The organism is Streptomyces sp. HUAS MS02 (genome assembly GCF_055702265.1).
On sequence record NZ_CM146747.1, the window covers coordinates 8,046,471 to 8,060,807 of the forward strand.

Sequence of the window (14,337 nt, forward strand, 5' to 3'; positions counted from 1 at the left end):
GTCGGGGCCGCGCGCCGGTCCGGGCCCGCATCGGACGGGGCCCGCATCGGACGGGTTCGGCCGCTCGCGGCGCAGGGCGGCGCCCCGGAGGTGCCGCATCTTCCTCTGTCATGCCCCTGACCACCCGCACGTACGACTTCCCGTTCGGAAAGGAAAGGCCATGTCCCCCATCGACCGCAGGTCCCTTCTCAAGGCGGCCGCCGTCGCAGGAGCCGCCGCGCAGTTCAGCTGGGCGCTAGGGAGCTCGAACGCGCAGGCCGCGCCCAGAGCCGAGGCCGCGGCGGCGGAGCCGGTGACCCTGGACTGGCTGGAGGACGGTGGACTCGGCGCCGCTCCCGGTTCGACCGTGGGTGTGCCGTGGCCGAAGGGCGCCTACGAGAAGGAACAGTCGTTCTCTTTGAAGGACGCGGACGGCAAGGACATCCCGGTCCAGTCCTGGCCCATCGGCTACTGGCCCGACGGCTCCGTGAAGTGGACCGCGCACGCGGTGGGCGCGGGCGCCGGCTCCGGCAAGCTCACCCTCGCCGCCGGTACGCCGGCCGCGCCGGAGAAGAAGGTCACCGTCGACAGGAGTGGCGGCACCATCGACGTCTCGACCGGCGTCATCACCGCCAGGATCGGCAGGTCCGGCTCCACCCTGGTGAAGTCCGTACGGCGCGGCTCCACCGAGATCGCCCACACCGGCCGTCTGGTCCTGCTGCGCCAGCCCGAGATCGAGGACGGCGACCAGGGCACCGAGAAGTACGAACGCTTCGAGAGCGTCATCGACGAGGTCGAGGTCGAGCAGGAGGGCCCGGTCCGCGCGGTCGTCCGCATCGACGGCAAGCACCGCAAGGGAAGCCGCAGTTGGTTGCCCTTCTCGATCCGTCTCTACTTCTACGCGGGCGCCGAGTCGTTCCGCATGGTGCACACCATCACCTTCGACGGCACCCAGGAACCCGGAAAGGCCGGCGGCGACTTCATCCGCGGCATCGGCGTCCGCTTCAAGGTGCCGATGCGCGACGCCGCGTACGACCGCCACATCCGTATCGGCGGCGAGGGCACCGGTCTGCTGCGCGAGGCGGTCAAGGGCGTCACCGGACTGCGCCGCGACCCCGGGGCGGCCGTGCGCACCGCCCAGTTCGAGGGCAAGAAGCTGCCCGACCCCTCGACGTGGGACCAGCGGGTCACCACACGCCTGCAGTACATCCCCGAGTGGGGCGACTACACGCTCTCGCAGCTGTCCGCCGACGGCTTCGGGGTCCGCAAGCGCACCAAGAAGGGCCACGGCTGGATCCCGGCCGGCGGCGGCCGCAGGGCGAGCGGCTTCGGGTACGTCGGCGGCGCGTCCGGCGGGTTCGCCTTCGGCCTGCGCGACTTCTGGGAGAAGTTCCCCGCCCAGCTCGACATCCGTGACGCCCACACCGACACCGCCGAGATCACTCTCTGGCTCTGGTCGCCCGAGGCGCAACCCATGGACCTGCGCTTCTACCACGACGGCATGGGCCAGGACACCTACCCCGAGCAGCTCGAAGGCCTCAACATCACCTACGAGGACTACGAGCCGGAGTTCGGCACCCCCTACGGCATCGCCCGCACCAGCGAACTGCTCTTCTGGGCCCACGAGTCCACGCCCGGTGCCGACGACATGGCCAAGCAGGTCGAGGCCGTCCGCACACCCGCGCAGCTCGCCGCCCCGCCCAAGCAGCTGATCAAGGCCGGCGTCTTCGGCAAGCTGTTCTCCGAGCCCGACCGGTCCACCGCCGCCAAGGCGAAGATCGAGGACCACCTCGACTTCCTCTTCACCTACTACAAGGACCAGGTGGAGATGCGCCGGTGGTACGGCTTCTGGGACTACGGCGACATCATGCACAGCTACGACCCCAGCCGTCACCAGTGGTGCTACGACGTCGGCGGCTACGCCTGGGACAACTCCGAGCTCTCGCCCGACCTGTGGCTGTGGTTCGCGTACATGCGCTCCGGCCGCGCCGACATCTTCCGCTTCGCCGAGGCCATGACCCGGCACACCGGCGAGGTCGACGTGTACCACCTCGGCACGTGGGCGGGCCTCGGCACCCGCCACGGTGTCCAGCACTACGCCGACAGCGCCAAGCAGCAGCGGATCGCCAACACCACGTACCGCCGCTACTACTACTTCCTCACCGCGGACGAACGCGTAGGCGACCTCATGCACGCCAACGTCGACTCCGACGAGACGTTCCTCGTCCTCGACCCCATCCGCAAGATCCGCACCGAGCCGTACACGCCCGACCGCAACGCCCTGTCGATCGGCTTCGGCACCGACTGGTCGGGCCTGGTGTCCGCGTGGCTGACCGAGTGGGAGCGGCGCGGCCCCAAGTGGGAGAAGGCCAAGGCCCGCGTCCTGTCGACCATGGAGACGATCGCGGCCCAGCCCAACGGGTTCGTCCAGGGCACCGGCCTCTACGACTTGGACACGGGCAAGTTCGCCGTCGCGGACAAGCCCGTGGTCGGGGTCTCGCACCTGTCGGCGATGTTCGGTCTGGTCGAGATGTGCGCGGAGCTCATCGACCAGGTCGACATGCCGAAGTTCAAGGAGGCGTGGCTCGACTACTGCCGCTACTACAACGCCACGCGGGCCGAGCAGACCGCCCGTTACGGCTCCCACTTCGGGACCCTGCTGCTCTTCCAGGGCCACTCACGGCAGGACGCGTACGCGGCGGTCCACCTGCGCGACGACAAGCTGGCGGCGCGGGCGTGGCGGCAGTTCTACAACAGCGCCGACACCTGGGACTACAAGGAGTCGACCGACTGGTCCACGAAGAAGATCGAGGGCCCGACGGCGCTCGTGCCGGGCAGCGAGGCGGCGTGGGTGTCGACCAACGCGACGGCGCTGTACGGGTTGGCGGCCATTCAGAACCTGGCGCTGGTGGGCGACAGGATGCCGTGACGCTCCGCTGGGGGTGCCGGGGGACAGGGGGTGCCTGGGGTTTGTGGGGAACTGCGGGTTCGTTGGGACTGGTCGCGCAGTTCCCCGCGCCCGTTCAGGGCGCTTCAGCTGAGCTTGCCCAGGAGGTTCCGCATGCGGCGTGCGTCGCTCAGGCGTCGTTCGTAGGTGGCGCCTGCCGCCAGCAGGGCCAGACCGGCGAGTGCGGGAGGTACCCAGCGGGGGAGGGCGTCCACGACCTGGGCGACGTAGGGGGCCAGTTCGTGCAGGGCGACCAGGGCGAGGGTGGCACCGCCGAGGAGGAGCGGGGCCTGGAGGCGGTGGCGGGCACCCAGCAGGGTGACCGCCAGGGCGGCGGCGCCCAGCAGCAGGGGCCGGAGCCAGTGCGTGTCGCCCCAGGCCGCGAAGAGGCTCGGGACCAGCGTGACGGCGAGTCCCGGGCCGTACGCCGTCCAGGACGAGGCCGTCAGGTCCCGGCGCCGGCGCAGCAGGCCGACGACCAGGGCGGGGAGGGTCACCGGCAGGGTGTACGCCTCGGGCGAGCCGACCTCCCAGACCGCCAGCCGTACCCATGAGGCGGTCACGAAGAGCGCGGCGGCCAGATAGCCGAGGTGGCGGCGGTCCGGTCGTACGGCCCTGCCCGTGACGATCACCCCGCAGAGCGCGAGGGTCAGGGCCAGCAGAGGCGGGTGCGTGGCCGAGAGGGCGATGGCCAGCAGGCCGGCCGCGGCCCCGGCCGCCTCGACCGGGACCGTCATGGGCGAGTCGCCGAGGCGCGCCGCGAGCAGGGCCGCGATCGCCGGGACCACCAGGACGAGCAGGGCGGTGTGCTGCGGCTCCCAGCCGACGGACGCGCCGATCGCGCAGGTCAGGGCCGTGGCGTGGACGATCGAGGCCGGTGCGGCGAGGGGACCGAGGTCGGTGCGCCATGCGGCCGCCGCGAACAGGACGGTCGAGGTCGCGAGGGCCACGAGGGTCGTGGGCTCGGTGGCCAGGGAGAGGAGGACCAGGCTCACGGAGGTGACCAGGGCCAGAAGGGCACCGGTGAGCGGCAGCGGCGACCGAAGACGATCGGACAGCTGGGAGGGCTGGGAGGGCTGGGACCGCTCGGACGGCTGGGAGGGCTGGGGCGGGTCCGAGGGCTCGGGTGCCGTCGGTCGTACGAGTCCGGCCAGGGTCAGGGCCGCCGCCATGAGGAGGCCCTGGGTCATCAGCCCGGCCAGGTACGGCAGCTCCAGGACGGCCGGGAGGACCAGGACCGCGGCCCAGGCGAGGACCGAGGCGCCGGCCAGGGCCGGGGTCCGCCACGCGGCCGTGCGTCCGGTCAGGGCCAGTACTCCGGCGACGACGGCGAGCACGAGGGGGACGGTCGCCGTGTTCGGGGGCCACGGGGCGTCGAGCGTCACCGCCGCGCGGGCGCTCCCGGGCGCGCCGGACCAGATCCGCTCCAGCAGGCTGACCGGGCCCAGCAGCGCGATCGCCACCACCGGCACCGTCGTGGCCAGCGCGAGGCCCTGGACGACGGCGGACGCGTGGACGAGACCACGCCGTACGGGCTCGGGGGCCTGGGCCCGTACGGCAGTCAACAGGGCGAGCCCGCAGAGGAGATGGGCCGGAACCGTCCAGACCTCGGGCAGGACCGCGCGGGCGACGCCGCCGAGGCCCGTCACCGTGAGAAGCCCGCCGGCGAGGGCGGTTCCGAGGGCCAGAGCGGGCTTCGGGGCGAGCCAGGCCGTCGTCAGGGCGACCGCGGCGGCGAGGGCGAGGAGCGCCGCCGCACGGGCGGCGGCGCCCGGGCCGGTGGCGGCCCACGAGAGCCACCCGGCCGCCAGTACACCCCAGGCACCCCAGCCGGACGCGCCGACCACGGCGACGATTCGTACCGGCTTGAGGGAGACCCGGAGCGCGATCGCGGTGTCGGCCGCCGCTGTCACCAGCAGCACGGCCGTGACCGTCTCCACGCTCGCGTTCACCGCGAACGACCAGAGGAGGAGCGGGAGTTGAGCGGAGCACAGGGCGAGGGGGAGCGGGAGGCCGAGGGCCGTGCGGGGTGAGGTCGCGCCGGACTCCGCCACTCCGGCCGGCAGTGCGCCGAGCCCCAGCCCGTAGGCCGCCCACACCGTCGCGAGCACCGCCGTCGCGGCCGCCGCGTACCCCGTACCGTCCGCCCCGGTGAACGCGACCTCGTGCAGGGCGTACGCGTCCAGGACCGTCAGGGCGAGGCCCAGACCGGCCACCGCCTCAGCCGTCGAACGCAGGCCCCGTCGCAGGAGGAGCACGGGAGCGCCGAGCGCGGCCACCGTCACCGCGCCGAGTACCAGAGCCCGGCCCGCGATGCCCAGGTGGCCCCAGCTGACCAGGGTGAACGCGATCGCCGCGACCGTCAGCAGGACGCCCCCGAGGACCAGCAGCACGTTCTGGACGCGAGGCGCCGTCGCCTCGGGGCGTCGTACGGGCGGTGCGGCGGGCGTGGACCCGGGCGCGGAGGTGTACAGGGCGTTCAGCAGCCATGCGCGGCGGCCCAGCAGGAAGGCGCGGCGGGCGTCGAGGTGCCGCAGCTCGGCGTCGAGGGCCCGCAACTCCTCGGCAGGGGACGGAAAGGGCGTCATGCAGGGGAGTGTGGTCCGCGTCACGGCGTACGACATGAGTGCGGATACTCAGGACGTACTCACTTCCCGAGTGAAACGGCCCTGTGCAGGCAGAATCCGACCATGGACTGGTGCCACTACCGCTTCCTCAGCCACTGGAACCTGCCCGCCCGCCCCACCGCCGTGTACGACGTGCTTCAGCGGGTCGACGACTACCCGCGCTGGTGGCCGCAGGTCCGCGAGGTGACCCGGCTCGACGCCACCACCGGCACCGTCCGGGTCCGCTCGGTCCTCCCCTACGACCTCGCCTTCACCGCGCGGGAGGTACGCAGCGACCGGGCGGCCGGGGTCCTGGAGATCGAGATGACCGGCGACCTGGACGGCTGGGCCCGCTGGACACTCACCGCCGACGGCACGGGCACGCTCGCCCGTTACGACCAGGAGGTCGACGTCTCCAAACCCCTGCTGCGGCGGTTCGCCGTACCGGGACGGCCGCTCTTCCGCGCCAACCACGCGCTGATGATGCGGGCGGGACGACGAGGACTCCTCGCGTACCTCACGGCGGACGGGCAAGCGGTTTGAACCAGACCCGTCGGGACCTGTATTGTTCAGTCCGTTCCCGGGCGATTAGCTCAGTGGGAGAGCGCTTCGTTCACACCGAAGAGGTCACTGGTTCGAACCCAGTATCGCCCACCGGGAAAAGGGCCGGTCCGCAGTCGCGGACCGGCTTTTCTCATGCCGCCGCGGCCGGCAGATCCGGACGCAGGGGCCAGGCCGGGTCCACCGACTCCTCCGTGCCGCTGCGGGCGAACCAGGCCTGCAGCCCCCGGGCCTGGGCCGCGTGCCACACGGCCTGCAGCGTGTGCAGTTCGGCGGGGGAGAGGCGGGCGAGCCGGGTCGCGAAACGGTGGCCCACCGCGCGGACGACATCCATCGCGGCCTGCGCGTCGGCCGCCGCGTCGTGCGCGCCGTCCAGGGTCACCTCGTAGTGCGCGCACAGATCGGTGAGCGTGCGCCGACCCTTGCGGTAGCGGTCCAGATGCTTGTCCAGGACCCGGGGATCGAGGACCCGCAGCGGCGTCGTCTCGAACCAGCGGTCCAGCGACGAGGCGCGATGCCGCCGCAACTCACGGTCCAGCAGGGTCAGATCGAAGGGCGCGTTCATCACGACCAGCGGGCGGCCACGCACCGCCTGCTCGGCCAGCGCCCTGGCTATCTCCTCCATCACCGGCGCCGGCCACCGGCCGTCGCGCTGCAACTGATCGTCCGTCAGCCCGTGCACCGCCGTCGCCGCGGCGGGCACCGGCACCCCCGGATTCACCAGCCACCGGGTCACCCGGGGGCGGGTGCCGGGCGCGTCCTGGACGACGACGGCGGCCGACACGATCCGGTCGGTCTCGACGTCCACGCCCGTGGTCTCCGTGTCGAACGCCGCCAAGGGCCCCTCGTACCAACACGTCATGTGTCCACAACTCCTCGTTCACCCACGGCAGCTGACGTCCCGTCTTCTGCCAGTTTGGTGATACCCGGGCTGTTTGCGCCGTACGCCGGACGGAGACAACAGAAGTACGGGTCCGTGCAGTTCAGGGGCCCGGCACGGGGAAACACCTGTAGGGGAAGGCTGTTGGTCATGGCCATTGCGCAGCCCGAGCGGGGCGGGCTGCTGCCCGAGCACGCGGCACCGCTCCGCGGCTCCCTCGCCACCACCGCCTGCATGGAGACCCTGCAGGTGGGCTATCTGCACGCGGTGGCGGCCGCCGCCGGCTGCTCCCTGTCCCAGCCCTTTCCGGACAACGGCATCGACTGGCACGTCAGTCACGGCTCGCCCGGCCACACCGTCGACGACGAGGTCACCATCAAGGTGCAGCTCAAGGCCACCTACCAGCTCGCGCCGAACCCCCCGGGCCGCTTCTTCTCCTTCACCCTCGACAACGACCACCTGGCGAAGCTCGCCCGCACCCCCGTCTCGGTGCACAAGATCCTGGTCGTGATGATCGTCCCCAGGTCGCAGGAGCAGTGGCTGCGGGCCGGCCACGACCGGCTCGACCTGCGGCACTGCTGCTACTGGATCAATCTCGCCGGACACCCGATCACCGGTCGGCGCCGCACCACCGTGCGCATCCCGACCTCGCGCATCTTCGACGACCGAGCGCTCTGCGAGATCATGACGCGGGTCGGAACGGGAGGCAGACCGTGACCCACGGCCCCATCGACGACGGCCGCGGCCCGCGGCCCGCGGGCGCGTCCGTGCGCCGCCCCATCAACCAACCCGTGGGCCCCGCCCGGCCCCACCCCACCGAACCCGTCTGGACCCAGCCGCCCGACCCCGCGCAGGTCGACCCCGCCGTACTGGGCACCCTGCTGCGACGGCACGGGTGGCAGCGGCGCGGCGGAGCCACCGGGCGGTACGGGCGCTGGACCCCGCCCGAGCCGGCCGGGCGGGCCATGAGCCTGCTCGTGCCGGAGAACCGGGCCTTCCCCGACAGCGACGACCTGCTCGGCGAGGCGCTCACGGCACTGTCGCGGAGCGGTTCGCCCGCCGCCCGGGACGTGCTGACCGCCCTCACGGTACCGAGCGACGAGATCCACTGGTGGCGGGACGTCCCCACCGGCCCGCTGGGCACCGCCTCCTGGGTCGTCGAGGACCAACTGCGCTCCGCCGCCCGCCAGATGCTCCTCGCGGCGGCCCTGGCCACCCGCGCGCGGGCCGGCTACCACGGCGCCCGGCACCGCCTGCCCGCCGCCGCGTCGCTCGACGGTGTCCTCGTCGGCGCGGCCGCCGGCGGCCGTCGGCTGACCGCCTTCGTCCCCGTCGCCCAGGGCCGCTCCCTGGCCTTACGACTGCACCAGGCCCTCTACGCCGCCCGCGAAGCCATCGACTACCAGCGCGCCACCGGCGGCATGGACGCCTTCGACAGCGCCGTCGAGGCAGGGGTCAGCCATGAGCTGACCGAGGCCCTCGTCGCCCTCGTCCGCGGCACCGAGGGCGCCCGCGTCGCCGTCGACTGGGCGCCCGCCGCGGGTGTCCCCGAGGGCGGTGCGACACCGGCCGACCCTGTCGAGTTCTCCCCGGGCGACCTGCCCGTGCTGCGCGAGGCCGGCGCCCGCTACCTCCGCGCCGAGCCCCCGATGCCGGTGCGGATCACCGGAGCCGTGGTGCGGATGCGCAGGTCGGCGGCGCGCGGCGAGGGCACGGTACGGCTGCGGGTCATCGCCGGCGCCGAGGTCCCGCACGTCCGGATGACCCTGGACGAGGAGTCGTACCGGATCGCCGGCCAGGCCCATCTCGTCGGTCTGCCGGTCCGGGTGCACGGCAGGCTGGAGAGCCGGGGCGGTTTCCGGCGGCTGACGAACGCCGACGGGATCGCACCCGTGCAGGTCGACGAGGCCGAGCGGGACCGGCTGATGAAGTCGCTGCAGGAGACCGCGGAGATCACCGCCTTCTTCGAGGAGGCGTGCGGAGGCGACTGACCGCGTCCGCCCATCAACCGTTTCGCAGAGGGCACCCCTGGCTCGGTACGATTCGGGGACCACCTACGAAAATCCGTAGGTGGTCCCCTTCAGTCAGGAGAGACCGGTGTCCGACGTCCGTGTGATCATCCAACGCGATTCCGAGCGGGAAGAGCGCGTGGTGACGACGGGCACTACGGCCGCCGACCTCTTCGCCGGCGAGCGGACCGTCGTTGCGGCCCGTGTGGCCGGGGAGCTGAAGGACCTCGCGTACGAGGTGCGGGACGGCGAGACCGTCGAGAGCGTGGAGATCTCCTCCGAGGACGGCCTCAACATCCTGCGCCACTCCACCGCGCACGTCATGGCCCAGGCCGTGCAGGAACTCTTCCCCGAGGCGAAGCTGGGCATCGGCCCGCCGGTCCGGGACGGGTTCTACTACGACTTCGACGTGGAGAAGCCGTTCACGCCCGAGGATCTCAAGGCCATCGAGAAGAAGATGCAGGAGATCCAGAAGCGTGGTCAGCGCTTCTCCCGCCGGGTCGTTACCGACGAGGCCGCACGCGAGGAACTGGCGAACGAGCCGTACAAGCTGGAGCTGATCGGCCTCAAGGGCTCCGCCTCCTCGGACGACGGCGCGGACGTCGAGGTCGGCGCCGGCGAGCTGACGATCTACGACAACCTGGACGCCAAGACCGGTGACCTGTGCTGGAAGGACCTCTGCCGCGGTCCCCACCTGCCCACCACCCGCAACATCCCGGCGTTCAAGCTGATGCGCAACGCCGCCGCGTACTGGCGCGGCAGCGAGAAGAACCCGATGCTCCAGCGCATCTACGGCACCGCCTGGCCCTCCAAGGAGGAGCTGAAGGCCCACCTCGACTTCCTCGCCGAGGCCGAGAAGCGCGATCACCGCAAGCTGGGCAACGAACTCGACCTGTTCTCCATCCCGGACGAGATCGGCTCCGGCCTCGCCGTCTTCCACCCCAAGGGCGGCATCATCCGCCGGGTCATGGAGGACTACTCGCGCCGCCGGCACGAGGAGGAGGGCTACGAGTTCGTCTACACCCCGCACGCCACGAAGGGGAAGCTCTTCGAGGTCTCCGGTCACCTGGACTGGTACGCCGACGGCATGTACCCGCCCATGCAGCTCGACGAGGGCGTGGACTACTACCTCAAGCCCATGAACTGCCCGATGCACAACCTGATCTTCGACGCGCGCGGCCGCTCGTACCGTGAACTGCCGCTGCGCCTCTTCGAGTTCGGGACCGTGTACCGGTACGAGAAGTCGGGCGTCGTGCACGGTCTGACCCGGGCCCGCGGCTTCACCCAGGACGACGCGCACATCTACTGCACCCGCGAGCAGATGGCGGACGAGCTCGACAAGACGCTCACCTTCGTCCTCAACCTGCTGCGCGACTACGGCCTCACCGACTTCTACCTGGAGCTGTCCACCAAGGACCCGGAGAAGTTCGTCGGCTCGGACGAGGCGTGGGAGGAGGCGACCGAGACGCTCCGCCAGGTCGCCGAGAAGCAGGGCCTCCCGCTGGTCCCGGACCCGGGCGGCGCCGCGTTCTACGGCCCGAAGATCTCCGTCCAGGCCAAGGACGCGATCGGCCGTACCTGGCAGATGTCCACGGTGCAGCTCGACTTCAACCTGCCCGAGCGCTTCGACCTGGAGTACACCGGCCCGGACGGCTCCAAGCAGCGCCCGGTCATGATCCACCGCGCGCTGTTCGGCTCGATCGAGCGGTTCTTCGCCGTGCTCCTGGAGCACTACGCGGGTGCCTTCCCGGCGTGGCTGGCGCCCGTCCAGGCGGTCGGCATCCCGATCGGCGACGCGCACGTGGAGTACCTGCGGAAGTTCGCCGCCGAGGCGAAGAAGAAGGGGCTGCGCGTCGACGTCGACTCCTCCTCCGACCGTATGCAGAAGAAGATCCGCAACGCCCAGAAGGCGAAGGTGCCCTTCATGGTCATCGCGGGCGACGAGGACATGGCGGCCGGCGCCGTCTCCTTCCGCTACCGCGACGGCTCGCAGGAGAACGGCATCCCCGTCGAGGAGGCCATCGCGAAGATCGCGCAGGTCGTGGAGGACCGCGTCCAGATCTGAGGCGGGACCCGGCAGGACGGCCGTGTCCGTACGTGAGCGCGTGAGCGCCCGCGTCGCAGGCCCCCGGAGCTCAGCTCTCCGGGGGCCTCTGCTCGTCCTCCCGTGCGAACACCTGGATCAGCCACGACCCGAACGACCCCGTGACCGTGCCGAGCAGGGCGAGACCGCAGGCCATGAGGAAGACGGCGATCGTCCGGCCCATCGGGGTCACGGGGGTGACGTCGCCGTACCCCACCGTGGCGAGTGTGGCGCAGGTCCACCACACCGAGTCCCCGAAGGTCACGATCGACGCGCCCGGCGCCGTGCGTTCCTGCTGGTAGACGGCGAGGGCGCCGGTGAAGCCGAGCAGGGTCACCGACAGGCCCGCGTAGACGGCGACGCGCGCTTGCAGGGAGAGCCGGGGCCGGTCGTGGTGGCGCTGCACGGCGTCGTGGATCTGCACGACGCGCACCGGCCGCAACAGCGGCAGCACGAGGACGACGGTGTCCAGCCAGTGGACCCGTACGAACCTCGGGCCCAGCCCGCTCAGCCGCCAGCGCACCCCGTAGTCGACGATGAAGACCACCCAGCACAGCAGGGTCACCGTGAGGCAGAGGTCGAGCCATGCCCGCGGGAGGTCGTGGGCCAGCACCCGTACCGCGTACGAGGCGAGGAAGAGGGCCGACGCCCCGGCGAGAACACGTCCCGTGCGGTGTTCCCAGCGGGAGATCCGGCTGTCGTGGTCCATCGCCTCAGCTTGGCCCGGGCCGCCCCGCGCCGGTACCCGGCGACACGCCGCGAACGGGCGAAGCCATATGCTGCACTGCATGACGAGTGAGCCGGAGCAGCAGATCGGAGTGGGAACGCAGGACGCGTTCCAGCGCCTGTGGACGCCTCATCGGATGGCGTACATCCAGGGCGAGAACAAGCCGACCGGTCCTGGCGCCGACGACGGCTGTCCGTTCTGCTCGATCCCGACCAAATCGGACGAGGACGGCCTGATCATCAGGCGCGGGGAGCACGTGTACGCGGTGCTCAACCTCTACCCGTACAACGGCGGCCACCTCATGGTCGTGCCCTACCGGCACGTCGCCGACTACACGGATCTCACCGGACCGGAGACCGCCGAGCTGGGCGAGCTGACCAAGCAGTCCATGACCGCGCTGCGCACCGCCTCCGGCGCCCACGGCTTCAACATCGGCATGAATCAGGGCTCGGTCGCGGGGGCGGGCATCGCGGCCCACCTCCACCAGCACATCGTGCCGCGCTGGGGCGGGGACACCAACTTCATGCCGGTCGTCGGCCACACGAGGATCCTGCCGCAGCTGCTGGCCGACACGAGGAAGATGCTCGCGGAGGCGTGGCCCACGGTGTGACTGCCGTCGTGGTGGGGCTGCGGATGAGAAGCACGGGGCGCAGCCCCTGCTTTTCAGGGGCGCGGGGAACTGCGCGAGAAGCCCCACCGGACCCGCACCCGACATCGGCCCCCACCCCCCCCACGCACCCCCCGTCGGCCAAGGCCAGCGCAGCGCTCACGCGTCGTAGAGGTCCGCCTTCCGCGGCGTGGGATCCTGCACCGCCCCGCTGAGGAACCCGGCCCGCGACCCGAACTTCTCGGTGTCCACGCCGTTCTCCTTGAGCACCTTGATCGCCGCGTTGTGCACCACGCGCAGCACCGGCGTGGCCGCCCGCAGCGCGTCGTCGGCCATGAAGCGGTGCCGCCACGGCTGGTCGGCCCACGCGTGCCGCAGGCCGAACGGCTCGGGCAGTCCCATGGAACCGCCGAGCCAGTTGAGCAGCGGCGGGTACCAGGTCAGAGGGGCGCGCGCGGCGAGCCGTACGACCTCGTCGGCGTCGACGAGCGGGAGCTTGATCTTGCGCGTCTCCCAGAAGCGCAGCGACTTCTGGACTTCCTTCTCCTTGGCCGCGGGGCCGGTCGTGAACAGGCCGTGCACCGGCCCCAGCGCGTGCCCGGTGACCTCGATGCGCAGCGTCTGGTGCAGCACGGTGACCGTGACCAGCATGGTGATGATCAACTGGCCGTCCCAGAGGGTCCATTGGACCCCCAGGTAGTGGCGGTTGCCGCTGCCGAAGTGCTGCTTGTTGCAGATCTCCTGTATGGCGTGCGTCTTGTACTGGTAGGCGTCCACGTCGGTGCTGTCGGGCCGGGCCACGGCTCCGGCGCCCTCGCCGATGGGGCTCACGATCCAGTGCTTGATCGAAGGGGCCGTGAAACCACCGGTGTTGAGGGGCGTGCGCTCCAGCATGCGCAGCTGGTCGTGGATGGCGCGTATGACGTCCCAGCTGCGGAACGGGTGGATCTCCTTGCCCGCGTCGGCCGGCACGAGGTCCTCGGCGAGCTGCCAGCTGCCCCACCGGGTGCCCATGCCGAGGATGCCCTTGGGGCCGGCGTAGAAGACCAGGTTGGAGCGCTGCTCGGCGCTGAGCCGGGCCAGTTCCTTGCGTAGCTGCTCGGCCTTGGTCTCGCCGGGGCTGCCGGGCACGGCCTCGGGGATCTTGGCGCCGATGCCACCGCCCGCCAGCAGGCCGGACCAGCGGTCCCGCAGGTCCTTCGCGGCGCGCTCGCAGACCTGCTTGGCCCAGAACCAGCCGACCACCGGCAGCACCACGCACGCACGCGCGTACCAGGCCCAGAAGCCGTCGAAGGGCGTCCTGAGCAGGAAGATCACGGCGAGGGCGCCCACCGCGACCAGCAGGGTGGTGCCGAGAGCGCCCGCCCGCTTGTCGTCACGCTTGGCGACCGTCGTACGGATCTGGAAGACCAGCAGCCACAGCAGGAGCCCGGGCAGGAAGAGCAGGCCGCACAGGACCATGATCGCCGAGAGCCAGTTGTCGCGCTCCCGGCGGATGTTGTTCGCCGCGAGGCAGTGCTCGACCACGACCTGCGGCTCCATGCCGAAGGACTGGATGAGCGGTTTGCGGCCCGCGCCGACCATCCGGTCCCGCACCGCGAGGGAGAAGGCCTCCCCGAGGTTCGGCCGGAAGATGGTGGCCCACTTGCGGCCCGGTTTGACCGTGGACTTGTGCCAGTCGTTGTTGGCCTTGAGGATCTCCGCGATCTCGTTGTCCCGATAGGCCGCGGACGCCAGGGCGTACGTCGCCGCGGTCTGGCCCGCGGTGCCCGTCAGCGGCACCTGTGCCCCGGGAGAGAAATCGAATTCGTCCGCCACCGCCGCCCCCATCGCCGCACACTCGCTCCTGCGGCTCTTCCCGACTTCCGTGCTCCGCACACCTGTTGATCAGGTCATAGCCTGATCTGGACCTGATCGAGCCATACTTGTCGATCAGGT

At 71.3% G+C, this 14,337-nt stretch carries 10 protein-coding genes and 1 tRNA gene; 7 read left to right on the forward strand and 4 right to left on the reverse strand.

Going from position 1 to position 14,337, the window contains the following annotated elements; translation table 11 throughout:
• The first annotated feature begins 160 nt into the window (after positions 1-160).
• Positions 161-2,908 carry an exo-rhamnogalacturonan lyase family protein gene (locus tag ACZ9QC_RS34775; RefSeq protein WP_472916714.1) on the forward strand — a complete coding sequence of 916 codons (2,748 nt, stop codon included), beginning with the start codon at positions 161-163 and terminating at the stop codon, positions 2,906-2,908.
• A gap of 104 nt (positions 2,909-3,012) precedes the next feature.
• Here the strand turns inward: ACZ9QC_RS34775 and ACZ9QC_RS34780 are convergent, their stop codons facing one another.
• On the reverse strand, positions 3,013-5,514 hold the full coding sequence (locus ACZ9QC_RS34780) for an SCO7613 C-terminal domain-containing membrane protein (RefSeq protein ID WP_472916715.1): 2,502 nt from the start codon (positions 5,512-5,514) through the stop codon (positions 3,013-3,015).
• Between the two features lie 102 nt (positions 5,515-5,616).
• Here ACZ9QC_RS34780 and ACZ9QC_RS34785 point away from each other — a divergent pair, with 102 nt between their 5' ends.
• Positions 5,617-6,075 (forward strand): SRPBCC family protein, encoded by a 459-nt coding sequence (locus ACZ9QC_RS34785; protein WP_472916716.1) that lies wholly within the window; start codon positions 5,617-5,619, stop codon positions 6,073-6,075.
• A gap of 39 nt (positions 6,076-6,114) precedes the next feature.
• Positions 6,115-6,186 (forward strand) — tRNA-Val (locus ACZ9QC_RS34790).
• A 40-nt stretch (positions 6,187-6,226) separates the two neighbouring features.
• On the opposite strand, the gene ACZ9QC_RS34795 is transcribed toward ACZ9QC_RS34790, so the two are convergent.
• Entirely contained in the window at positions 6,227-6,955 is a 729-nt protein-coding gene (locus ACZ9QC_RS34795; protein WP_472916717.1) for an exonuclease domain-containing protein, read from the reverse strand.
• Between the two features lie 168 nt (positions 6,956-7,123).
• On the opposite strand from ACZ9QC_RS34795, the gene ACZ9QC_RS34800 reads away from it, so the two are divergent.
• The 3 genes from ACZ9QC_RS34800 (at position 7,124) to thrS (ending at position 11,047) form a co-directional block, all read left to right on the forward strand.
• Entirely contained in the window at positions 7,124-7,690 is a 567-nt protein-coding gene (locus ACZ9QC_RS34800) for a DUF4365 domain-containing protein (RefSeq protein WP_472916718.1), read from the forward strand.
• Between the two features lie 50 nt (positions 7,691-7,740).
• A complete protein-coding gene (locus tag ACZ9QC_RS34805) occupies positions 7,741-8,964 on the forward strand; it encodes a hypothetical protein (RefSeq protein WP_472921897.1) in 1,224 nt (407 codons plus the stop codon).
• Positions 8,965-9,070: 106 nt separating this feature from the next.
• A complete protein-coding gene (thrS, locus tag ACZ9QC_RS34810) occupies positions 9,071-11,047 on the forward strand; it encodes a threonine--tRNA ligase (protein WP_215450950.1) in 1,977 nt (658 codons plus the stop codon).
• Positions 11,048-11,117: 70 nt separating this feature from the next.
• Here the strand turns inward: thrS and ACZ9QC_RS34815 are convergent, their stop codons facing one another.
• Entirely contained in the window at positions 11,118-11,774 is a 657-nt protein-coding gene (locus ACZ9QC_RS34815; protein ID WP_472916719.1) for a potassium channel family protein, read from the reverse strand.
• Positions 11,775-11,841: 67 nt separating this feature from the next.
• On the opposite strand from ACZ9QC_RS34815, the gene ACZ9QC_RS34820 reads away from it, so the two are divergent.
• Positions 11,842-12,402, forward strand: coding sequence for an HIT family protein (locus ACZ9QC_RS34820; protein ID WP_472916720.1), 561 nt, complete (start codon positions 11,842-11,844; stop codon positions 12,400-12,402).
• 156 nt (positions 12,403-12,558) lie between these two features.
• Here the strand turns inward: ACZ9QC_RS34820 and ACZ9QC_RS34825 are convergent, their stop codons facing one another.
• Positions 12,559-14,229: a hypothetical protein gene (locus ACZ9QC_RS34825; protein WP_472916721.1), complete on the reverse strand. Its 1,671-nt coding sequence runs from the start codon at positions 14,227-14,229 to the stop codon at positions 12,559-12,561.
• Positions 14,230-14,337: the final 108 nt, after the last annotated feature.